Annotated in this window: 18 protein-coding genes; 16 read left to right on the top strand and 2 right to left on the bottom strand. The window is 61.8% G+C overall.

The features are described 5' to 3' along the window. The first annotated feature begins 4 nt into the window (after nt 1-4). The 8 genes from iolE to X742_RS148995 all read left to right on the top strand — a co-directional run bounded on the left by iolE (nt 5) and on the right by X742_RS148995 (nt 8015). A complete protein-coding gene (gene iolE / locus X742_RS149030; protein WP_023781579.1) occupies nt 5-913 on the top strand; it encodes a myo-inosose-2 dehydratase in 909 nt (302 codons plus the stop codon). A gap of 28 nt (nt 914-941) precedes the next feature. Beyond that, the gene (locus X742_RS149025) at nt 942-2033 is read left to right on the top strand and encodes an ABC transporter ATP-binding protein (protein ID WP_031248160.1); all 1092 of its coding nucleotides are present in this window, start codon (nt 942-944) and stop codon (nt 2031-2033) included. A 1-nt stretch (nt 2034) separates the two neighbouring features. Beyond that, nucleotides 2035-3354, top strand: a complete 1320-nt coding sequence (locus X742_RS149020) for an extracellular solute-binding protein (RefSeq protein WP_198019223.1) — start codon at nt 2035-2037, stop codon at nt 3352-3354. Continuing rightward, the gene (locus tag X742_RS149015) at nt 3354-4262 is read left to right on the top strand and encodes a sugar ABC transporter permease (protein WP_023773555.1); all 909 of its coding nucleotides are present in this window, start codon (nt 3354-3356) and stop codon (nt 4260-4262) included. The genes X742_RS149020 and X742_RS149015 overlap by 1 nt, the downstream gene beginning before the upstream one ends. Then, nucleotides 4259-5077, top strand: coding sequence for a carbohydrate ABC transporter permease (locus tag X742_RS149010; protein WP_023773556.1), 819 nt, complete (start codon nt 4259-4261; stop codon nt 5075-5077). The genes X742_RS149015 and X742_RS149010 overlap by 4 nt, the downstream gene beginning before the upstream one ends. 92 nt (nt 5078-5169) lie before the next feature. Beyond that, nucleotides 5170-6162, top strand: coding sequence for an inositol 2-dehydrogenase (gene iolG / locus X742_RS149005; RefSeq protein WP_023773557.1), 993 nt, complete (start codon nt 5170-5172; stop codon nt 6160-6162). Between the two features lie 25 nt (nt 6163-6187). Continuing rightward, a complete protein-coding gene (locus X742_RS149000; protein WP_023773558.1) occupies nt 6188-7126 on the top strand; it encodes a sugar phosphate isomerase/epimerase in 939 nt (312 codons plus the stop codon). 607 nt (nt 7127-7733) lie between these two features. Beyond that, entirely contained in the window at nt 7734-8015 is a 282-nt protein-coding gene (locus tag X742_RS148995) for a hypothetical protein (RefSeq protein ID WP_023773559.1), read from the top strand. A gap of 222 nt (nt 8016-8237) precedes the next feature. Here the strand turns inward: X742_RS148995 and ligD are convergent, their stop codons facing one another. Then, nucleotides 8238-10010 carry a DNA ligase D gene (gene ligD, locus X742_RS148990; RefSeq protein WP_023773560.1) on the bottom strand — a complete coding sequence of 591 codons (1773 nt, stop codon included), beginning with the start codon at nt 10008-10010 and terminating at the stop codon, nt 8238-8240. Between the two features lie 531 nt (nt 10011-10541). Between ligD and X742_RS148985 the strand changes: the two genes are divergently transcribed. Beyond that, nucleotides 10542-12572 carry an EAL domain-containing protein gene (locus tag X742_RS148985; RefSeq protein WP_245275581.1) on the top strand — a complete coding sequence of 677 codons (2031 nt, stop codon included), beginning with the start codon at nt 10542-10544 and terminating at the stop codon, nt 12570-12572. 135 nt (nt 12573-12707) lie between these two features. On the opposite strand, the gene X742_RS1000000174115 is transcribed toward X742_RS148985, so the two are convergent. Beyond that, nucleotides 12708-13196 (bottom strand): hypothetical protein, encoded by a 489-nt coding sequence (locus X742_RS1000000174115; RefSeq protein ID WP_245275582.1) that lies wholly within the window; start codon nt 13194-13196, stop codon nt 12708-12710. 734 nt (nt 13197-13930) lie between these two features. Here X742_RS1000000174115 and X742_RS148980 point away from each other — a divergent pair. The 7 genes from X742_RS148980 to X742_RS148950 all read left to right on the top strand — a co-directional run bounded on the left by X742_RS148980 (nt 13931) and on the right by X742_RS148950 (nt 22231). Next, a complete protein-coding gene (locus tag X742_RS148980; protein WP_023773563.1) occupies nt 13931-15508 on the top strand; it encodes an HD domain-containing phosphohydrolase in 1578 nt (525 codons plus the stop codon). 91 nt (nt 15509-15599) lie between these two features. Then, nucleotides 15600-15872 (top strand): hypothetical protein, encoded by a 273-nt coding sequence (locus X742_RS148975; RefSeq protein ID WP_023773564.1) that lies wholly within the window; start codon nt 15600-15602, stop codon nt 15870-15872. Nucleotides 15873-16091: 219 nt separating this feature from the next. After that, on the top strand, nt 16092-17225 hold the full coding sequence (locus X742_RS148970; protein WP_023773565.1) for a substrate-binding protein: 1134 nt from the start codon (nt 16092-16094) through the stop codon (nt 17223-17225). Between the two features lie 449 nt (nt 17226-17674). Further along, a complete protein-coding gene (locus tag X742_RS148965) occupies nt 17675-18703 on the top strand; it encodes a LacI family DNA-binding transcriptional regulator (RefSeq protein ID WP_023773566.1) in 1029 nt (342 codons plus the stop codon). 190 nt (nt 18704-18893) lie between these two features. Next, entirely contained in the window at nt 18894-19907 is a 1014-nt protein-coding gene (locus X742_RS148960; protein WP_031248162.1) for an SIS domain-containing protein, read from the top strand. 37 nt (nt 19908-19944) lie between these two features. Continuing rightward, nucleotides 19945-21267 (top strand): ABC transporter substrate-binding protein, encoded by a 1323-nt coding sequence (locus X742_RS148955; RefSeq protein WP_023773568.1) that lies wholly within the window; start codon nt 19945-19947, stop codon nt 21265-21267. Between the two features lie 43 nt (nt 21268-21310). Beyond that, the gene (locus tag X742_RS148950) at nt 21311-22231 is read left to right on the top strand and encodes a sugar ABC transporter permease (RefSeq protein WP_084569581.1); all 921 of its coding nucleotides are present in this window, start codon (nt 21311-21313) and stop codon (nt 22229-22231) included. The last annotated feature ends 179 nt before the right edge of the window (nt 22232-22410 follow it).

Here is a 22410-nt window from a genome sequence, read left to right on the forward strand (position 1 = left end):
GATGATGGCTGTCCGCATAGGCATAAATCCGATCACATGGAGCAATGACGATGTGCCCGCGCTGGGCGGGGATACGCCACTCGAGGTGTGCCTTTCCGAAACGGCCGAAGCCGGCTACGCGGGAACGGAACTCGGCGGCAAGTTCCCGCGTGCCAGCAAGGACCTGGACGCGGTTCTCGCGACCTACGGCCTTAAGCTGGTCTCGGGCTGGTACGATGGCCGGATCTGCGAAAAGGAGGTCGAGGAGGAATTCGACGCCATCCTCCCGCATCTGACGCTGCTGCGCGACCTCGGCGCCAAGCACGTCGTCTACGCCGATACGTCGCGCGGCCGCCATGGCGCCATTCACGATCCAATCTCGCAGCGTCCCAAGCTTGCTGAAGACGAGTGGGAGTCCTACGGCAAAAAGATAACGCGACTGGCTGAACGGTTCGCCGATTTTGGCGTTAGCATGGCCTTTCACCACCACATGGGGACCATCGTCGAGACGGATCACGAGATCGGCAGGCTGATGGCCGGTTCGGGGCAAGCCGTCGGCCTGCTCTATGACACCGGCCATTGCGTGTTCTCCGGCGGCGATCCCGAGACGTTGCTGCGGCATCACCTCGGCCGCGTCGTTCACGTGCATTGCAAGGATGTGCGGCCCGATGTGCTGAAGCGCGCTCGCGCCCTGGATATGAGCTTCATGGGCGCGGTGATGGAAGGCATCTTCACAGTGCCCGGCGATGGGTCCATCGACTATTCGACGCTTTTGGGCATGCTTGCCGACAATGGCTATAGCGGCTGGCTGGTGGTCGAGGCCGAACAGGATCCGAGTAAGGCCCATCCCCTTACCTATGCGAAGATGGGCTATCGCAACCTGCGCGACCTGGCCCTCGGAGCCGGTTTCGAGGTCGACGAACGGGAGAACTGATACGCTTAGGGCGCGCTGGGGAGCGGCAATGAGTTCTGTCCTGTACCAAAATGTGGTCAAGAACTACGGCGCGCTGAACGTCTTGCGCTCGCTTGACCTTGCCGTTCCCGACCACATGTTCCTGGCCCTGCTCGGTCCTTCGGGTTGCGGCAAGACGACGGCGTTGCGCATCCTTGCCGGTCTCGACATGCCGAGCGCCGGCAAGCTCTTCATCGGCGAGCGTGAGGTGACCCGGCTGCAGCCGCGCGACCGCGACATCGCCATGGTCTTCCAGAGCTATGCGCTCTATCCGCAGATGACTGTCGGTGAGAATATCGGCTATCCCTTATGGATTCGCGGCATGCCGGATGCCTCGCGCCGAGCCAAGATCGACGAGGTCGCCGCGGTCCTCGAGATCGGCCACCTGCTCGATCGCCGGCCGCGCCAGCTCTCGGGCGGGCAGAGGCAGCGCGTGGCGCTTGCGCGCGCCATTGTTCGAGATCCGGCCGCTTTCCTGATGGACGAGCCGCTGTCGAACCTTGACGCACGCCTGCGCCTGACCATGCGCGGCGAGATCAAACGGCTTTGCCAGCGGCTTGGCGCAACCACCCTCTATGTCACGCACGATCAGGTAGAGGCCTTGACCATGGCCGACTTCGTAGCGGTCATGCACGCCGGTGAACTGCAGCAGATGGCGCCGCCGGGCGATATCTACGACCGCCCGGCCAACCGTTTCGTCGCCACCTTCGTCGGCAACCCGCCGATGAACATTCTGCCGGTCGCGCTTGCCGAACAATGCATCGAGGTCGGCGGAGCATTGGTTCCGATAGATGCGCCCCGGCTGGCGGCATGCCGCGCCGCCGGGGCGGTCGAGATCGGACTGCGGCCGGAAGACATGAGTGTTGCGGCACCCGGCACCCGGGCCGCGCTGCCCGGCGAGATCTATGTCGTCGAACCGATGGGCAACGAGACCTTGGTCAATGTCCGCATCGGCAGCGGCAATGTTTCGGTCCGTGCAGGCCGCGACTTCAGGGGCACGGTGGGCGCCAACATCGGGCTCACTTTCGATGTGTCGAATGCATGCTTCTTCAATTCCGCCGGCCTGACGGCCGTCCATAGGGTCAACAGTGATGGAGAGTGAAATGACGCAGTCCAGCATTAGCAGACTTACTCGCCGTTCCGTGCTCAAGGGGGGAATTGGCCTCGCACTTGCCTCGACGGCCCTTACGGCATTGGGCCTGCCTGTCGCGGCGAGCACCGCTGGCAAGAAGGTGATCATCGGCGCCTTCGCCGACGGCGGCCTGACCCCGTTCAAACAGAAGATCATCCCTCTGGCCAAGGATGCCGGCTTCGACATCGAGTTCCTCGAGGATGAATATGGCGTAACCCTGGAGAAGTGGTTCGCCGACGCCAAGAACAGCGCCGGCCAATACGACCTCTATCTTCTCGACGATCCTTGGGTGCCGCAGTTCGGCGCCGCCAATGTGCTGGAGGATCTTGGAGCGGCCGGCATCGATGGCGGCGACAAGGACTGGATCGGCTCGATGATCGACATGGGCTACTGGCCGCCCCAGAAAGGCCCGCGCGTGAAGGGTTTTGAAACTGCCGCGCCAGCGCTCATCTGCGTGCCGTTCGTCGGCGATCTGCAGACGCTGACTTACCGCAACGATGTCTACACAAGCGGCGCGCCGAAAACCTGGGACGAGGTCATCGCCAAGGGCAAGGAAGGCGTGGCGGCGGGCAAGATCAAATATCCGGTCGTCTTCCGGGGCGTTTCCGGCAATCCGATCGTGACCAGCTGGTACCCGGTCTTCCTGTCGTTTGGTGGCTCCTTCTTCGACGACAAGTGGAACCCGGTCTTCAATTCCGCCGCAGGCAAAGCCTCGGCCGAATTCTTCGTCGGCACCATGAAGCAAAACGCGCCGAGCGGCGTCGTCGAGTTCGACTCGGACCAGGAAGGCGCGGCGATCCTCGGCGGCGAAGCAGGTGCTATCATCCAATATTCCGGCAATGCGCTGAAGGCCGACGATCCGACGCAGACAAAGGTGGCTGGCAAGCTCGATTTCGGCGCCGTGCCGAAACAGACTGCGGCGATCGCCCAGATGGGCATCTTCATTGCCGGCATTCCGAAATCGGCGCCCAACAAGGCCAACTCGGTCGAGTTCCTGAAATGGTATGTCAGCGCCGACGTCCAGGCCAAGCTGTCGGAAGCGGGCTCCATCCCGGTCAAGCGGAGCGCCTTCGGCGTCGCCAAGCCCGGCAACCGGCTGATCCCCGTCGCCTTGCAGCAGCTCGACGCTGGAGCGCTGCCGAGGCCGCGCACGCCAGATTGGGCCAAGGTCGAGGAACTGCTCGGCATCGAGCTCAACAAGGCGCTGCAGGCTGGCTCGGGTGGCGGGGCCGCGTTGGACACGGCCGCCAAGCAGGTCAAGGAGTACCTGTCTTCTGTCGGTTATTATTGATGCCAAATGGCGGGACGCAGAGCCGCAAATACCGTCTGCAGGGGGCGGGGCTCGACCTCGCCCTCCCTTATCTCATGCTGGCGCCAGGCTTGCTGATCGTGCTGGGCGTGCTCGTCTATCCCTTGTGGGACGGCCTGCGCGCCAGCACCAAGGTCTATCGTTATGGCTCGGTAGTCGCCGATGTCGGCATGGGCAACTACATCAAACTGTGGAGCGATCCACAGTTTTTGAATTCGCTGTTGGTGACGGTCAAATTCGTCGCCCTGTCGGTCACCTTCGAGGCAATTCTGGGCTTTGCCCTGGCGCTGTTTTGCTTGCGCGAATTTCGCGGCATCCGCCTGCTGAGGACCATCCTGATTATTCCGATGGTGATAACACCGGTCGTGGTCGCCATCGTCTTCCGGCTGATCTATGCCAGCGACGCGGGCATGCTGACGGCAGTCTCCGAGTGGATGGGCGGCGGCCAGGTGCAAATTCTCGGAAATCCCATCAAGGCCTTCATCGGCCTTGTCGTGCTCGACGTCTGGGAATGGACGCCGCTGATGTTCCTGATCCTTCTGGCCGGCCTGCAGTCGCTGCCGCATGAACCCTTCGAGGCCGCTCGCGTCGATGGCGCCGGCACCTGGCGGGTGTTTGCCGATCTTACCTTTCCTATGATGCGGCCCGTGCTGGCGATCGCAATCGTGCTGCGAACGATCGACGCCTTCGGCACGTTCGACCAGGTGTTCGTGCTCACCCGGGGCGGACCGGGCGAGGCGACGCGGCTGGTCTCGATCTATGGCTACGACACCGCCTTTAAATTCCAGCAGACGGGCTATGCGGCGGCGCTGTTCGTCACGATCGGGCTGGTCGTGCTTGCGCTGGCCCTTAGCGCCGTGCGGCTTCTGCGCAGGGTCGATGCATCATGAACAATCGTCTGGCGCGGATCGGGCTGATGAGCGCCGTATTGGCCATCGTGCTCTTGCCCGTCTACTGGCTTGTCTCGACATCGCTTAAGTCCAATCGCGAGATCACCCAGGAAGGCACGCTCTATCCACATGGTCCTACGCTGGACAATTATATCAGGTTGTTCACGGAAAAGCAGTTCGGCGCCTATCTGACCAACTCGCTGGTGGTGACGTTCTTCTCGGTGACGATCGCCTTGTTCTGCGGCGCCCTGGGCGCCTATGCGATCGCCCGCTTTCGCCTGCCTTTCATGACGGAGCGCAAGGTCGGTCTGTTCCTGCTGACGCTGCGCATCGTGCCGCCGGTCGTGATCCTGATCCCGGTCTATCTGCTGATGCTCAAGCTCGGCCTGCTCGACAGCTGGTTGGGTTTGATCGCCACCTACACCGCCTTCAACATCACCTTCTGCGTCTGGATGATGGAGAGCTTCTTTCGGGAAATCCCAGTGGATCTCGAGGAAGCCGCCATGGTCGATGGCGATTCCCGCTTCGGCGCGTTCCGGCGCATCACGCTGCCGCTGGCAGCTCCCGGCCTCGCGGCGACCGCCATCTTTGCCGTGCTTGTCACTTTCAACGAATTCCTCTTCGCTCTGGCGCTGACGGCCACGCCCCGCGCGATGACGATGCCACGCGGCACCGCCACGCTGATCGGCCGCATCGACACCGACTGGGCCTCGATGTCGGCCGCTGGCGTTATCGGCGCGTTGCCGATCGTCGTCTTCGCGCTGTTGGTGCAGCGCCATCTGGTTCGCGGACTGACCATGGGAGCCGTCAAATGACGACCCGGCTGGGCAGTCACTCACGTCAATCAAGTCGCCGTCGCGGCCACGCTCATGGCCGACACCATGCCGCCTTTTAGGGAAGGAAAGATATGCTCGATGTCTGTCTGTTCGGAGCGGGCCTTATCGGCCAGGTGCATGCGGCCAACCTGGCGCGCCACCCCCGGGTGCGCCTGCGCTATATCGTCGATCCGAATCGCGAGGCTGCATCGAAGGTCTCGGCCCTGACAGGGGCCGAGATCGCCGACACCCAGACCGTGATGAATGACCGATCGATCCGCATGGTGTTCATCGCTTCGGCAACGAGAACGCATGCCGACCTGGCCATGGCCGCGGCCGCCAGTGGCAAGGCGATCTTCTGTGAAAAGCCGATCGACCTCGATCTCAAGCGCACCGATCAATGTCTGGCGGCTGTCGAGAAGGCAGCTGTACCCTTTCAGATCGGATTCAACCGTCGGTTCGACCCGAGCTTTCGGGCGCTGAAGGCGCGCCTTGCGCAAGGCGAGATCGGTGCCGTTGAACAGGTCATCATCACCAGCCGGGATCCGGAACCGGAAACCGAGGAAGCGCTGGCGGGAGGAGGGGGGGTCTTCCGGGAGATGACCATTCACGACTTCGACATGGCACGGAACCTGTTGGGAGAGGAGCCGGTCGAGCTCTTCGCGACCGGGTCGTCGCTTGTCGCGCCGCACTATGCCAAGCTGGGGGACTATGATACCGCGATGTTCGTGCTGCGCACGTCGTCGGGCCGGCAATGTCACATCAACAACAGCGTCAGGGCCGCCTACGGCTACGACCAGCGCATCGAGGTGCATGGTGCGGACGGGATGCTGCGGGCCGGCAACAGGATGCCGACATCGGTTGAAATGTCAGGCGCAAAGGCGATATCGCGCGACAAGCCCTATTACTTCTTCGTTGAGCGCTATGCCGAGTCCTACGCGGCCGAGATCGATCATTTCATTACCTGCGTCGAAACGGGGCGACGGCCCGAGGTCACGGCAAGCGACGGCCGCAAGGCGATGATCCTGTGCGAGGCAGCGCTTGCCTCCGCCAAGTCGGGCAGGTTCGAGACGGTCAGATTTTAGGGCAATCGAAACGAGGAGCTTCCAGATGAAGATCGGGATGATTACAGACAGCCTCGGCGACCTCCCATTCGACGAGATGTTAGCCGCCTCGGCCGAGCTTGGGCTTCAGACATTGGAATTCGCGTGCGGCAATTGGTCGTCAGCGCCCCACATCGACCTGCAGGCCATGCTCGCGAGCGCTGCCACGCGCAAGGAGTTCGTCGCCAAGATCCGGGATCACGGGCTGACGATTGCAGCGCTCAATTGCTCGGGCAATCCGCTGCACCCGGGCCCGCAGGGGCAGGTCCACCATGGTGTGACACAGGACACCATTCGCCTGGCCGGCCTGATGGAGATCGACCGTGTCGTCATGATGTCAGGCCTGCCGGGCGGACCGGGTGACGCCAACCCGAACTGGATCATCACCGATTGGCCGCCGGAATGCCTCAAGATCCAGCGCTATCAGTGGGAGGAGCGGATCATTCCCTACTGGCGCGACCTCGTGGCGTTTTCAAACAATCTCGGCATTCACAAACTATGCCTGGAACTGCATGGCCATCAAGCCGTGTACAATGTCCAGACATTGTTCAAGCTGCGTGACGCTGTCGGAGAGACGGTCGGCGCCAACTATGATCCCAGTCACCCGCTGTGGATGGGGGCGGATCCGATTGCCGGCATTCGCATGCTCGGCTCGGCCATCTATTATGTGCACGCCAAGGATACCCGGATCGAGCCCATCGCCGCGGCCATCGACGGCACGCTCGATCCGCGCCCACCAAACCTCTATGCCGAACGAGCCTGGAATTACATCACACTCGGTTACGGTCACGGTGAGACCTGGTGGCGGCAGTTCTGTACCGCGCTCAAGCAGGTTGGCTACGACGATGTCTTGTCCATCGAGCACGAGGACATGATGCTGACGCCGATGGAAGGTATGCGAAAATCCGTTGCGCTGTTGCGCAACGTCGCAATTAACCTTTCTTGATCGGCGACCTGCCGAGGGTGGGCTGTAAGAGCATCGCGCGCGCCATCTAAACCTCGATTGTGAGTTTGCGATCCGCCACCAGGCTTGCATGCGTGCGGATCGGATCAACGACAAGTGCCGCGTTGAGCCGCTCGGCAGGTATTCGGCATACCTGCGACCTCATGCGTAACCGAAGCGGCACGACTTTACCGGGCTGGTAACCCGTCCACCTATTCGGCAGACCCCTTCCGCTTCCAGTGCTGGATGGCAATTTAGGCATGTCTGGCTTCAAGAACCGTGATCGTACTGCTGTTGACCAACGGCGGGTCGCCGCCGGAACAATGTGCCTCCGCTTATGTTCGGGTAGAAAATTAGCGGAGACTAATTTGAAATTCTTGCCAGTTCAGGAACCAAGCGAAATGTGGGCGGTATTCGACACGAGCACCGACGAACCGGCCGAGTTTGCAGGTCAGTGCCTCATTGGTCTTACGAAGCCTGCCGCTATTTGGCTCGCTGCGAGAGGCAATGAGGACGAAAGAAGAAACCGTTGCTGGTGCGAATCGGATGTCAACGCAGGGGACACCCTCGGGTCGGTTCTGCGGCAATGGCGTGTCCAGTCGTGGGGACGATGACTGACGAGGCCATGGCTGCCGTACTGGCCTCGCGCGATGACGAAGTGCGGGTTCTCGGCGTGTTTGACGCGGCGAACAAGAAAGAAGCTGCCATTGAACTTCGCCGTCTGGGCGATGCGGTTCACTTTATCGCGAACGCGTCGGTTTTGGGCTACGATGTTCGCTCTGCGATGATCTTCTATGGGAACGCGGGAGTACCAAGTTTGAGAGCGCAGCACTGCGAGCAACTTTGGGCGAAATATAGCACGCTTCTCGTGGAGCCGGACTGCAGTTCTTGACGGGGGGGCTGGGTTTCAGCACAGGCTGACCGACCGGACCTTGGCGGCGCGCTGGTTGCGACGAGGTGCTCTCGCCCTCCGTGGACATGACGTTGGTTACAAGGCTGGCGCCGGTCCTGCCGCCGCCACGACGCATCTGCCGGCTTGTCGATCAAGGCGGCAGTGGCGGCAAAATTTGACAGCACTGCCACAGCACAGCCGCACTGGCTTCACATCGTCCAATCAGGCTGCTTTCCTGATGACTGCCTTGAAAGGTTGATCCATGGTGAAGGCGTCTGGCCGCACCGCCCGCTCAACCTGGCCCCATGTCACAGGGTGGGCGATTGGAAATCCGGGGCGTGCTCGTGGAGAGAACGCGCCCACGGCCGTGTTGCCTCTCCCGTTGCGGAGGTAATCGATAAAAATACGTCCCGTTCTTGCCGCCGGTGCAGCAGACAGGAGGTAGCGGTCGGGATGCGCGTCAGCGAGGCACCGGGCAAGCGACTTGCCGAGTTGCCGGGCGTTGTCGTGGGTCATCCTTGTCTCAAGAGGGGCCATCAAATGGATGCCCTTGCCACCGGTGACCTTGGGCCAACTCTTCAGACCTGAAGCCTCCAGGATGTCGCGAAGCGCCAGCGCCGCTTCGATCACCTGCTCCCACTCGACGCCCTCGCCGGGGTCGAGGTCCAGCACGACGCGGTCGGCCCGCTCGATGTCATCCATGGTGGCGTTCCACGGATGAAGCTCGACCGCATCCATCTCGACCAGCCCGAGCAAACCGGCGAGATCGTCCACCCACACGCGGACACCCTGCCCACCCTCGCGCTTCTGGATGCGCAACTGATGCACGGCGCCCGGAATATCGGGCAAGGGACCTTTGTGATAGAAAGTGGTCCCGCTCGCGTGGCGGACCAGCTTCAGTGGTCTGTGGCCGAGATGGACCAGCGCTTGCTCGGCAACCTGTTCCCAGTAGCGCACAAGGGCTTCCTTGGAAGGCGAGACCGCGTCCGGCAGCAGCTGAAGGACGTTCTCACGGGGCACTGCGTGTCCCTCGGCCCTATTCCGCCGCTTCGATGAGGCGGGCGGCTTTGCCGGGACCGTGATGAGATCCTCACGGAGGCCTTTGAATACTGCTTCGCGCAAGATGCCGCGGTCGGTGACGCCGCTGAACTGCACCTCGGCCAAAACGTTCGGCCTGACCCATGTGGCCTTGGGCTTGTCGATCGGCTCCGACAATGGCGCCTTGTCAATAATCAGCGGGTCGAGACGCTCGCGGACCTGTCGCGCGATACTCAAGCTGTAGCCGCTCTGGGCTTTGCCGGCATAAAGCAGCCGGTCGTCTTCACGCCTGCCGATGTAGAGCGAGGCGATCCGGCGCGGTTGAGCGCCAAGCTTCTCTACGAAAGCCACGATAGGAAAGGTGTCGCTCTTGATGCATTTTATCTTGACCCAGCTTGTCTGGACGCCGGAGCGATAAGGGGAATCGGCAAGCTTTGACACTATGCCTTCCAAGCCCATACGGCAGGCATGCGCGAACATATCCGTGCCGCTCACCTCGAGATGTTCGGCATAGGTCAGCGTCGGCGCTGAACTTTTGAGCAGCTTCTCCAAGGCCGCCTTGCGTTCCAAAAGCGGCCGCTGCCGAAGATCGCTGCCGTTGAGATGAAGCAGATCGAACGCATAGAAGATGAGCCTCGGCGAGCCCGGATTGCCTAGCTCCCGTTCCAAGGCTTGGTAGTCCGGGAGGCCGGTCTCGCCCAGAACGACAGCCTCACCATCGATGATCGCGGACTTTGCCGGCAGGCTCGCCGCCGTCTTAACGATTCTCTTGTACCGATGTGACCAATCGTGACCCCGGCGCGTGAAGGCTCGCGCCCTTGCACCCTCCACAATGAGCTGGGTCCGGTAGCCGTCATACTTGATCTCGTGAAGCCAGCTGCCGCCGTCAGGAGCTTTCTCGACCAACATTGGCGACTGGAACTCGATGAATGACAGCCGGTCTTCGGTCTTACTCATGCGCACACGAACTCCTGGAATCGGGAGTCAAAACGTGGGAGGGCAATGAGTTCCGATAATTTTAGCAAAATTGTATATATACGCGATGGCGACGTGCCCGCCGACAGACCCATCGCGCGTCTAACCACCCTAGCCTCGCAGTTTCACCCCAGCCGCCAGATGCCCACCCAGTTAGCTGCCGCCGCACCGTCCGTCTCTCGCTGGATTTCATCCTATTCGTCGCCGGCCTGGGGCGTCGGCTCCGCGCGAGGCAGCGACCCCGAACACGAGGCTGCCGGGCAGGGCACGCACCGGCCCTGTCGCGCAGGGCCTTTTAACGGTCCAGAAGTCTTCATCGCTTAAAGCGATCTGATGAAACTGCTGCGACATTTTGCCGAACCGACCCGTCGTCTCTTCCTGATGAGAACGGCTTTGCCCGTCATTGGGGTGACACTGCTCATTGCAGCAGCCGCGACAGGCTTATTGCTTTGGTCCACGATCCAGACTGACAGCGTTGCCGCGGCGCGGCAGAAAAGTCTGGTTGGACTGATCATGTCCAAGCTGGAGAGCGCAGTAGCGCACGACCAGGAGAGCGTGACGGTTTGGGACGACGCGGTCAACGCGCTGCGCGGCGGCGATGCGAAATGGATCGATACCAATCTCGGCAGCTGGATGCACACGTATTTCGGTCATGACCAGGTTTATATTCTCGATGCCAATGATGCGCCGGTCTACGCATTCACCGATGGGGCGACCGCTGACCCCGGCAGCTACCGCGCCATACACGNGACCACTGCGCCTCTGGTCCAGACTTTGAGAGCAAGGTTGAAGCGAGGGGATACCGAAGGTGTTACGGAACAGGTGCTCACAATAGGCGCTTCCGAAATGGCCGTTATCGCCGGCCATCCCGCGGTCGTCAGCATCAAGCCCGTGGTTTCCGACAGTGGCCACATCGCGCAGGTGCCAGGCCAGGAATTCCTGCATGTGGCCGTTCGCTACCTCGACGGCAGTTTCCTTACCGCCCTGCGCCAAGACTATCTGCTCGATGGCGCGCGGTTCTCCTGGCACGATAAGCTCGCTTCCGGAGAGGCTTCCTATCCCGTTGTCGACCGATCTGGACCTATCGCCTTCTTCGTTTGGCGGCCATATCGGCCAGGAGCATTTGTCCTCTTTCAACTCGTGCCCGTTCTCGTCACCGTGTTTGGTCTGGTGCTGGCCGGTGTCATCACGGCCCTGATAGGGTTTCGCAAGCGGACGTTGAAGCTGATCGAGACGGAGGACCGGATCTACCACCTCGCTCACAACGATCTGCTTACAGCGCTGCCCAATCGCGGTCAGTTCAACGAGCGTCTGGCAGATGCACTGGCGCGCCTGCCGTCGACGGACGAGCAGCTCGCGATACTTTACCTCGACCTCGACCGCTTCAAGCAGGTTAATGACAGTTTTGGCCATCCGGCGGGTGACGAGCTGCTCAGGGAGTTCGCGGACCGGCTAAGACGGCTGACGACTGATGCGGACACGGTGGCGCGTCTTGGTGGCGATGAATTCATCATCATCCGACGTTCGGTTGGCGGCGAGAATGACGTCAAGGCACTATGCGAGCATTTGATCGAGTCTGCCCGTCGGCCGTTCGAGGTCGCCGGGGTACAAGTCTTTGTCGGCGTAAGTGTCGGCGTAGCGGTTGCACCCAAGGACGGGTTGGACACCGTCGAGTTGGTGCGGAAAGCCGACGTGGCGCTCTATCATGCCAAAGCGGGGGGCCGCAGCAGCTACGCCTTCTTTGGGCACGAGATGGATCTGACGCTGGCCAGCCGCAAGGGCATGGAACAGGACCTGCGCAACGCGCTCGATGCGAGCGGCCAGATCCAGGTCCACTATCAGCCGCTATACGCCGCCGACACAAACAGGATGACGGGTGTCGAAGCGCTGGCCCGCTGGTCTGATCCGGAGCGGGGCTGGGTTGCACCGGACTTGTTCATACCGCTGTCCGAGGAAGCAGGGTTGATCGAAAAGCTTGGCGAACTGGTGCTCAGGCAGGCGTGCCTTGACGCGGTGGATTGGCCCATCGAGACCTTGGCTGTGAATGTGTCGGCCTTGCAGTTGAACAACCCCAGTTTCGCCATGCGAGTGACCAGTATCTTGTTGGAGACGCACATGGATCCGCGGCGGCTCGAAATCGAAGTTACCGAAAGCGCTCTGTCGGAGCGACGGAGCGAATGCCGAAACAACATCGAGGCTCTGCGCAGCATCGGAGTGCGCTTTGCACTCGACGATTTCGGCACCGGATTCTCCTCCTTGGGAAGACTGCAGACGCTGCAAGTCGACAGGATCAAGATCGACCGAAGCTTCGTGCAGGGCTTTGGTCGCTCCAACGGTGACGAGGCCATCGTTCAGGCGATTATCAACCTGGCCCGCGCGACCGGACTTAGCACCACTGCCGAAGGGGTGGAGACCGAAAGCCAGTGCGATTATCTGCGCAAGCTCGGCTGTGACCAGCTCCAAGGCTTTCTGCTGTCGAGGCCACTGCCCAAGGGAGAGCTTCAAGGGCTTCTCGGGGGCGTATCAGCGCGCGCCTCTGCCTAGGAGCCCTGCGGGGGCGAGCCACAGAAGCTGGCACCCGCGGTGGCTGGAAGCCGGCGCCGGCCACCGGCTGCCTAGCAGCCCTGGACCTTCAGTGATTTGACCATGCGAACGATAAGCGGATCATAGGGGACCTTCTCATTGCGAGCATAGTTGACCGTAAACAATGCCGCTCTGTCCCCGCAGATCTTGATAGCCCGGACATACAGGATCTGACCGTCCTTCAGTCCCGAATAGCTGGCCCATTGCGGGGTCACTCGCTTGTAGGTCACCTTCCAGCCGTCGTTCTCGTTCACGGCAATGCGANGAATAGCTGGCCCATTGCGGGGTCACTCGCTTGTAGGTCACCTTCCAGCCGTCGTTCTCGTTCACGGCAATGCGATGCTCGATCTCGGTGCGAAAGCTTGCCTTGCCGAGTTGCGCCCCCCAGATCGCAAGAAATGCTTTGTTTTTGCCCTCAAAGGCTGCTCCTTGATCGGAGCGCTGGGCAAGCACGAACCCCGGCGGAACGTCGAATACGAATCCCAGATGCTTGATCCCAAACCCCTCCCATTGTTCAGCACCCAGCAGGGAAGTGGAGATCATCGTGGCGCCCAAGCTGAGCAGAATATGCGGCAGACGTTTCATGGGTGTAATCCTGTCGTCGTGGGGCCTGCGCCATGCCGGGCGCAGGCCAGCCGGCCGGCCCTGGCGGAGAGCCAGCCATCTGCGGCTCCAAAGCCAGCGGACCTTTTCAAATCTGACGTGGCACTCTTTGTTCCATTAGGAACTAAGAATATCCCGGCACGCGCACCGTGGCCGAGTGGCCGCGCCTGTTTCAGCGCAGCGCTGCCCGCCAGCACCCGACGGTGCCGGTGTCTCGGAGGCAATGGTCGTGAAAATAGTGAAGAAGCTTGGGGGCGGCGGTTGCGCTGGCTAACAAGACAGCCCGCATGGTCTGGGCATTGATGACCGGCGGCGAGCGCTACAGGGAGCCGGTCATCGCATAGAACGAAACAAGGCGCGGGATCGCCAACGAGGTTGGAAAGGGCGGACAGGAGCTAATGCACAAAGCCGGTCAACCCGCCGGATCAGGAAAACCCACTGGGGCCGTGCACTATGAGTGCGAGCTTTCGATCGGGACCTGAAACGCGCGAATGGCATTATGGCCAGCAGCACATGAAAGGCCGCACCTACAGGTCGGATACATGGCCGCACCACCCAGCAACTGCAAAAGCTCACAAATCCCTTGCCAACGGAGAGCGTCCATACATGGCCCCAAACAGGACCCTCTGTTTCTTGCAGGATCTAAGCCCGCTTGAGATTTTCCCCTAGGTCTTGACGGCACACGGGGCTAGCATGGGCTCACTGGGAGGTGGGGGATGACAAACGTCTCGATCCGCCGGGCGGACTTCATGATGGTCCTCGCCTATGCGTCGGACCTTGCCACCGGCCATTCTCGCGACTTCGCGCTCAAGTCCTGCGTACTTGCAATGCGGATCGCCGATCTTGCGGGAGTTTCCGAGCAGGATCGGCGCAATGCCTACCACCAGTCGATGCTGCGCTATGTCGGCTGCAATGCGGACACCGACCTTCTGTCGGCCACCTTCGGCGACGAAATCGCGCTCCGCCAGGATCTTGTCGGTCTAGACATGGGCAATCGTGCTGAACTGGGGAGGGTCTTCGTGCAGGCCTTCAAGCGGTTCTACTACGACCTCGAACCGGACGCGCAGGCGAGGGCGATCGAGACCGCGATGTCGCAGGCGCTCGCGGTGGCGCGCCCGGTCCTCACAGCTCATTGCGAGGTCGCGCAGCGGATAGGCGAGCGGCTCGGCCTGTCGGACGAGATCCGGCGCAATCTCGGTCAAATTTACGAACGTTGGGATGGCAAGGGCCTACCGCGTGGGCTGAGCGGCGAGGATGTACTGCCAGCCGTGCGCCTCATCACATTGGCGCAGGATGCTATCGCACTCTGCGATGCGGTCGGTATCGAAGGGATGGCCGAGGCCATCGCCAGCCGCGCTGACGGCCCATACGAAGCGGATCTGGCCCGACTCGTCTCGGACAACGCGCCGGCGCTGATGGAGGGCATCAGGGCGACGGTCGACCGCGAGACCATTTTGGCGCTAGAGCCCGATCCGCCGGTGATGCTGGACGAGGCAGCCTGCGACGAGGCGTTCCTGGCCATTGCCGACATGATCGATATGCGCATGCCCTTTACGCAAGGCCATTCGAGGATGGTGTCGGAACTGGCGGAGGGTGCAGGGAGACGTATCGGCTTGCCCGCCCCTGACGTCCGTGCGCTGCGCTGGTGCGGTTGCATCCATGACATTGGCGAACTCGTGGTGCCGGTGGCGACTTGGATGCGCAACGGTCCGCTGTCGGTCCGCGAACGCGACGCGGCGCAGTTGCACGCCTATTACGGCGAACGCGCGCTGGCCTCGTTCGGCCGCGAGGGCGATGTTATGTCCGCGCTCGTGCTCCGCCATCACGAACGCCTGGATGGCTCGGGGTATCACCGCAAGGTTGGCGGCTCCGACCTGTCCCCGGCGGCACGGATCCTGGCTGCTGCCGAAGCCTTCCAGACCTCGCGAGAGGAACGTCCGCACCGCAAGGCGTTGTCCAGCGAGGCGGCGGCAACGCAGCTGAACGCCGCTGTTCGAGAGGGCTGTATCTGCGCCGCCGCCGCCGAGGCCGTGCTGTCCTTCGCGGGCCAGCCGTCGCGCCGGGCGTCGCCCCGGTCGCTGGCCGGAATGACGCCGCGTGAGATCGAGGTGCTGCGTTTGATCGCTGCCGGACTCACGGCGAAGGAGGCGGCACGCAAGCTCGATATCTCGCCCAAGACCGCGGATCACCATATCCAGAGCGTCTATTCCAAGATCGGCGTGACCACCCGCGCCGGAGCCACGCTCTATGCGGTCGAGCACGGCCTTATCCGACCGGGGGAAATGCAGGCATAGGGAATACACCCCATGTGCGCCTGCTCAGAGGCGCGCATCGTGATCCTGTCGACGGGCCAATGGTGGCCGCGACCGACAGGAGGAAAACCAAATGCTTCTCGCAACGACCAAGGTGGTGGACGTCGACCGCTTCATCCGTATCTTTTCGACCAAGGGCGCCGACAAGCGCCGGTTGCACGGTTCGAACGGCGCAACCGTGTTTCGTGACCCCAGCGAGCCGGACCGCGTCTGGGCGATCTTCGACTGGGACGCCGAGGGCTGGAGGAATTTCGTGTCGGATCCCGAAGTGCCGGCGATTCTGCAGGAAGCCGGCCACGTCGGCAAGCCGCAGGCGGCACTGCTGCTCGGTCACTATGAGGCCTGACATGCGCTGCGCGCCGACTGCTGCCTGCAGCGGCGCGCCCCACGAAACCCCCAAGATCGGAGAAATGAAATGGATTTGAAACCCATCAAGATCGGCCTCATCGCCGAACTTACCGGCCCGNGCACTGCTGCTCGGTCACTATGAGGCCTGACATGCGCTGCGCGCCGACTGCTGCCTGCAGCGGCGCGCCCCACGACCCCCCAAGATCGGAGAAATGAAATGGATTTGAAACCCATCAAGATCGGCCTCATCGCCGAACTTACCGGCCCGTTGTCCTTCATGGGCATCGCCAACGCAAACCTGACGACCATGCTCGTCGACGACATCAATGACAAAGGCGGCCTGCTGGGCCGGCCGGTGAAGCTCGTCGTCGAGGACGGCGAGACCAGCGAAAGTGTCGCCAAGGCAAGGTCCGCGAAACTGATAGACATCGACAAAGTCGATTTGGTCGTCGGCGGCATCTACAGCTCGACCCGCCTGGCCATCAAGAGCGAAGCGGTCTCGCGCGGCAGGACGCTCTATATCTATACCGAGCAATATGAGGGGCAGGAAAACGATCCCCTGATCTTCTGCACCGGCCCCGTCCCGGCGCAGCAGGTCGAGCCATTGATCCCATGGCTGATGAAGAGCACCGGGGCGAAGAAATTCTACCTGCCATCCGCGGACTACATCTGGCCGCATTTGCTGAACAAGGCCGCGAGCCGGGTAGTGCGCGCCAATGGCGGCGAGATCGTCGGTGAGGAGTATTTTCCGCTCGACACCGTCGATTTCCAGCGAACAGTGCAGCACATCATGGCGAGTGGCGCCGAGGTGGTTTTCAACACCATCGTTCCGCCGGGCCTGACGCCGTTCCTAGACAAATTGCACGAGGCCGGTTTCGGCAAGCGCGGCGGCAAGATCATCTGCACCTACTTCGACGAGAACTTCTTCAACCTGGTGCCGTCGGAGCAGATCGAGGGCCTCTACAGCTGCCTCGACTATTATCAGGAGCTCGACGACCCATTTGGCCGAGCGCTCCTGTGTCGCTACCGGGACCGATTCCCCGGTAGCGCGATGTTGACGGCAGGCAGCGGATGCACCGGCCACTACCGGGCGATCAAGATGTGGGAAGCTGCGGTGAACGAAGCCGGCACGGTCGAGCGCGACGCGGTTATCCGGGCGCTCGATCACGCCAAGCTCAGCGAGGGGCCGGGTGGCCCGGCCGAAATGGTCCCTGGCCAGCACCACGTTCGCATGAACATGTATATCGCACAGGCACAAAGCGGTCGCTTCCGAATCGTGAAGAATTTGGGTCCGATCGATCCCAACGAGCGCGCGCTAAGCGACGAATTCCAACTAAGCAACGTGAGGTAACTGGCGGCGTCGGTCACTGTTCTTCCGAGTGGCGGGGGCGCCTAGATAATGCCCTCGCCATCAACCGGGCCGATGGTGGTTGTACCAGCCACACCCACGCGAGCGACCGGCAAATCAAGACGCGCTATCCCCGCAAGACCTGAAGTCGCTGACAGGCGACTATCAACTCTGTTGGCGCAAAGCAGTTCGCGATACGCTGGACGCATCGGTCCGCTTTCAAGTCTCGTCATCGCCAAAACGGACAGTCCGCAAACCGCTCCATTTTTTCGCAAAGAGAGTCCTTGGCCAGCTCAGGCTAAATTGGTATTTCGAGTCAGCAATCACTCTCGTTCGTTGTTTTCGGGTTCAATCGCACACCCTCCGGCCCACCATTATTGTTATTTACCAATAGCGTACGGGCAAGTTGCCCGCAGGTTCGCCAAGCGGGATATTACCGTCCCGGGAGCACAATGATCGTGACGCAGAAAGGGATCACCCTGAAAGACGTGGCCGCCGCGGCCAACGTTTCGCGCGCCACGGCGGCGCGGGCGCTCAACAGTTATGGTTACGTTGGCGACGGGACGGCGCTGCGCGTGCTGGAAGCCGCCGAGCGACTGGGCTATCGCGCCAACCTCGTGGCGCAGGCCCTGCGCAGCGGGCAGCTGCCGATCGTCGGCTTCATTCCCGGCGACATCCAGAACCCGTTCTTCGCGCGCATTGCCCATGATATCGAGGCGGAACTGCGCAGGCACCGCCACAATCTTCTGATCGCCAGCAGCGAAGAGAATGTCGACCAGGAAAAGGAACTGCTCGAAAGCCTGCGTGCGCTCAGCATCCGTGGCTTCATTCTTGCGCCGACCTCGGCGACGGACAGCGAGCATATCGTGCAACTCGCCCGTGAGGGCACGCCGGTCGTGCTGATCGACCGTGTCGTCAAGGAAGTGCACTGCGACAGCGTCGTCGTCGACAATGAAGGCGGTGCGCGCGAGGCCGTGGACTACCTGGTTGCCAATGGCCACGAGCGCATCGGCCTATTGCGGGACGAATCGCGCATCTTCACCGCGCAGGAACGCCTTGCCGGTTACCAGAATTCGCTTGCGGCGCATGGCATTGCCCTCGACCCGTCGCTGGTCAGCGTGTCACGCTCGACCGTGGAACATGCTGTCGACGCCACCATTCGACTGTTCAGCCGCCGCGATCGCCCAACCGCCTTGTTCACCGTGGACAGCCTTATGACCCAAGGCGCGTTGCTCGGCCTGCGCTCGATGGGATTGTCAATCCCGCATGATGTTTCGCTGGTCGGCTTCGACGATTTCAACCTCGCCACCTTCACCGATCCCCAGATCACCGTCATTGCGCAGCCGACAGCCGAAATAGGGCCGCTTGCCGCCAAAATGCTGCTCGACCGCCTGGCCGGCAAGAAGCTGGCCCCGCGCCACACGCGCTTCCCGACCCGTCTCATCGTTCGCGGCTCGGTCTCGCGGCTGTACGGGCGCTGATCCCCCGATCCAAATAGGCTCTTCCGCGAATTCGTCCGACGAGGGACTTGCCAACCTCTGCAATGCGTGCGTTAAATATGTGAGATCGATCTCACAATTAGCCGGATCGATGATGGCCGTGGCGACCTACCGGCAGCGCACCTGCAACGAACGGACGCCCTGCCGCAGCGAAAATACGAGGAAGACCTGCATGCTCAACTTTGACAAAGACCGCTTCATCAAGATCCAGAGCGGAGCCGTCTCCTTCGCCGAGGAGGCGAGGGCGCTCCTGCACCGGCTGCTCGGCGAGGGCGTCGAGCGGCTCTATTTCATGGGGACCGGCGGCGTGCAGCTTCTGACCCTTCCGGCGATCGAGCTGGCCGAGCGCCGTACGAACTTTCCGGTGCGGGGAGAATATCCGGCGCAGGTCGTGCTTGATCCGCCGGCCGGGCTGGACCGGAAGTCGCTCGTGGTCATTCCCTCGCTGTCGGGCACGACCAGGGAAAGCGTGCAGCTGCTTTCCTTCCTGAAGCAGAAAGGCGTGCGCACGCTCTCGCTCACCGGCCATTCCGACACGCCACTTGCCAGGGAAGCCGATTTCACCTTCACGAACTTCGCGGAGGACGACACCTCTTCGGAATCCTTTTATCTGCAGTCGCTGCTGATTGTGCTGGCACTGCTGGCCGAGCGCGGCGAGTACGAGGACTTCGACGCCACGGTGGCCGAGCTCAAGAGACTGCCTGAACTGCTGGTTGGGGCAAAGGCGGCCTACGAAGACAGCGCGGCAAAACTCGCCGACACGATCAAGAACGAAACCTATCACATCTTCACCGGCGCCGGCTCCGTCTGGCCGCAAGCCTATTATTACGGCATGTGCATTCTGGAAGAGATGCAGTGGATCAGGACCAGACCGGTCCATGCCGCCGACTTCTTCCACGGCACGCTGGAGCTGGTCGAACCGGGTGTGAGCGTATTCCTCTTCAAGGGGGAAGATGCCAGCCGTCCGCTGGGTGATCGCGTCGAAAATTTCATCAAGCGATACACCGACAAGGTGCACGTTCTCGATGCCGCGTCGGTCGAACTGCCCGGTATCTCGCCTGCTGTCCGCAAGTTCATCTCGCCGATCGTGCTTGCGACGTTGCTGGAACGGGTAAGCGCACATCTGGAAGTGTTGCGCAATCACCCGCTGACGACGCGCCGCTACTACAAGCGCGTCGAATACTGATCACCTCACCTCATAAAAACGAAGAAGGGAACTGATCATGAAATATTCAACACAGGCGGCAATCGCCGCGCTGGCCGCGGCATCGGCACTGGGCCTGACAATGGGACAAGGTGTCGGCGCCGAGGCGGTCCAGGCCGATCCGAACGCGAAGGTCGATTACCAGGGAACGCTGTCGGTCCTGACGAAGTTCGGCGCGCAGCAGCTGGCGCCCTACTTCGTCGGCGTCGCCCAGGATTATGAGAAGCTTCATCCCGGCGTGAAAGTCGAACTCATCCAGGAAAGCGACGACAGCGTCAAGGACAAGACCAAAACGCTTGTCGCGTCGAACTCGCTCCCGGACATCTACTTTTCGTGGACCGGCAGCTGGGGTGGAAACTTCGTGCGCGGCCATCGCGCCGTCGACCTGACCCCGGTCATCGGACCCGATACCGAGTGGGGCAAGACACTGACACCGGCGGCCGTTCAGGCCTTCATGTACAACGGCGAATACTACGGCATTCCGCTCTATCTCGACGCAAAATTCATGGGCTACAACAAGCAGGCTTTCTCCAAGCTCGGCCTGAGCGCGCCCAAGACCTTCGAGGAGCTCCTGTCGTCCTGCGAGACGATCCGGAAATCGGGCATGACGCCGATCTCTTTCGGCAACAAGGAAGCCTGGCCGGCAATCCACTATGTGGGGCAGCTGCTCGCCTACGACGTCCCGCAGGCGGTACTCGAGAAGGATTTTGACCCGGGCACGGCGGAGTATAGCGACCCGGGCTATGTCGCCGCGCTCACCCAATACAAGCAGCTCATCGACAGTTGCACGGATGGCGGCGCCTCGGTGAACGGCACCTCATATTCGTCGGCCATTCAGACCTTCAGCAACACGAAATCGGCCATGTACTACCAGGAGATCATCGAGTTCGATCAGAGCGCGTCGGCGGATTCCGCTTTGAAAGTCTCCGATCTGGGCTTCTTCACCCTGCCTGTGCCGAACGGCGCAAAGGGCGACGCGAAAGCGATCGAAGGCGCGCCGGAAGGCTACATGATCAGTTCCGCCTCCAGCAACATCCCGCTGGCGATCGACTTCATGAAATTCGTTACGTCCAAGCAGAATGGCCAAGTGCTCTCGGCTCCGCCCTACGGGCAGCCTAGCGCGACCATCGGCGGGGCGTCGGAAGCCAACATGAACCCTTCCGTCGTGGCCGGCCTCAAGGAGATCGCCTCCGCCTCCTACCTGATGCCGTGGCTGGACACGGTGAACCCGCCGCGCGTGGCTTCAGCCTGGCTGTCCAGCCTCCAGGCCCTCACCGGCGGCTCGATGACGCCGGAACAGGTCATGGAGCAGGTCAAGCAGGCGGCCGCGGCATCGAAATAGGCCAATGGCGAATCACGGTCTGGCCAGAATGGAAGGCGCTGCCTTGAGCAACGCCAGAGGCGAGCCGGCGGCGAAAACCGGCCGCCGGCTCCGCCACTGGGGCTCGCTCCGCTGGGTCGCCGTCGCCGTGATCCTGGTCGGCTGGTTCGTGTATTACCCGATCGTCGACAACTTTATCGTCAGCACCACCGACGAGGATATCTTTACCGGCGAGACCACGAATATCGGCCTCGCCAATTATGAGCGGCTATTGCACGACCCGGTCGTCTGGGTGGCGTTGTGGAACAACACGCTCTACGCGTTGATCTCCATCATCTTCCAGGTCGGCGGCGCCTTCGTGCTGGCGGCGCTGATCGAGGGGCTGGGCAGCGAGCGGCAAAGGCGTTTCTGGCGGGCGATTTATTTCATTCCTTCCGCGATCTCGATCACCGTGACCGGCCTGCTGTTCTATTTCATCTACCAGCCCGATATCGGGCTCTTGAACGCCGGGCTCAGGCGCATTGGTCTGGAACAACTCATCCAACCCTGGCTCGGCGGCGAGCACACGGCGATCTACGCGATCATCGCGATGAGCCAGTGGCAGGGCTTCGGCTATTCGACGCTCCTGTTCGCGATCGCGATCCAGAAGATTCCGCGCGATCTCTATGATGCCGCCGTAATGGACGGAGCCGGGCCGCTACGCAGGCTGTGGAGCGTGACGCTGCCGCTGACCCGCGAGATGACCGGCCTGATGATCATCGTCACCATCACCGGCGCGTTCCAGGTGTTCAACGAGGTCATGGTCATGACCGCCGGCGGGCCCAACAACCGCAGCCAGGTGCTTGGCACGTGGCTTTACCAGCAGGGCTTCATCCAGAACAATTTCGGCTACGGCGCCGCGATCGCCGCCGTGATCTTCGCCGTGACCATGATCACCGGAGCGGCCCAGCTTTGGTACACCAGGCGCCGGAGGGTCGAGCTGTGACGGTGATGGCGGCCAGCGGGCGGACCGCGCGCCCGACCTTCGGGAGCGCTCTTGCGAAAGCCTTTCTGTACTCGTTCCTGATCTGTCTCGGCATCGTCGTGCTTTATCCGCTGGTCTGGATGGCGCTCAACGGCTTCAAGGACAATGGGCAGATCTTCGGCGACCCGTTCGCGCTGCCG

It is taken from the genome of Mesorhizobium sp. LNHC229A00, from assembly GCF_000502415.1.
Lineage (GTDB): Bacteria > Pseudomonadota > Alphaproteobacteria > Rhizobiales > Rhizobiaceae > Mesorhizobium.

Bases quoted from the DNA above. Each gene is read 5' to 3' on its own strand.
- iolE (WP_023781579.1), top strand. From the start codon at position 5: ATGGCTGTCCGCATAGGCATAAATCCGATCACATGGAGCAATGACGAT.
- X742_RS149025 (WP_031248160.1), top strand. From the start codon at position 942: ATGAGTTCTGTCCTGTACCAAAATGTGGTCAAGAACTACGGCGCGCTG.
- X742_RS149020 (WP_198019223.1), top strand. From the start codon at position 2,035: ATGACGCAGTCCAGCATTAGCAGACTTACTCGCCGTTCCGTGCTCAAG.
- X742_RS149015 (WP_023773555.1), top strand. From the start codon at position 3,354: ATGCCAAATGGCGGGACGCAGAGCCGCAAATACCGTCTGCAGGGGGCG.
- X742_RS149010 (WP_023773556.1), top strand. From the start codon at position 4,259: ATGAACAATCGTCTGGCGCGGATCGGGCTGATGAGCGCCGTATTGGCC.
- iolG (WP_023773557.1), top strand. From the start codon at position 5,170: ATGCTCGATGTCTGTCTGTTCGGAGCGGGCCTTATCGGCCAGGTGCAT.
- X742_RS149000 (WP_023773558.1), top strand. From the start codon at position 6,188: ATGAAGATCGGGATGATTACAGACAGCCTCGGCGACCTCCCATTCGAC.
- X742_RS148995 (WP_023773559.1), top strand. From the start codon at position 7,734: ATGACTGACGAGGCCATGGCTGCCGTACTGGCCTCGCGCGATGACGAA.
- ligD (WP_023773560.1), bottom strand. From the start codon at position 10,010: ATGAGTAAGACCGAAGACCGGCTGTCATTCATCGAGTTCCAGTCGCCA.
- X742_RS148980 (WP_023773563.1), top strand. From the start codon at position 13,931: ATGACAAACGTCTCGATCCGCCGGGCGGACTTCATGATGGTCCTCGCC.
- X742_RS148975 (WP_023773564.1), top strand. From the start codon at position 15,600: ATGCTTCTCGCAACGACCAAGGTGGTGGACGTCGACCGCTTCATCCGT.
- X742_RS148970 (WP_023773565.1), top strand. From the start codon at position 16,092: ATGGATTTGAAACCCATCAAGATCGGCCTCATCGCCGAACTTACCGGC.
- X742_RS148965 (WP_023773566.1), top strand. From the start codon at position 17,675: ATGATCGTGACGCAGAAAGGGATCACCCTGAAAGACGTGGCCGCCGCG.
- X742_RS148960 (WP_031248162.1), top strand. From the start codon at position 18,894: ATGCTCAACTTTGACAAAGACCGCTTCATCAAGATCCAGAGCGGAGCC.
- X742_RS148955 (WP_023773568.1), top strand. From the start codon at position 19,945: ATGAAATATTCAACACAGGCGGCAATCGCCGCGCTGGCCGCGGCATCG.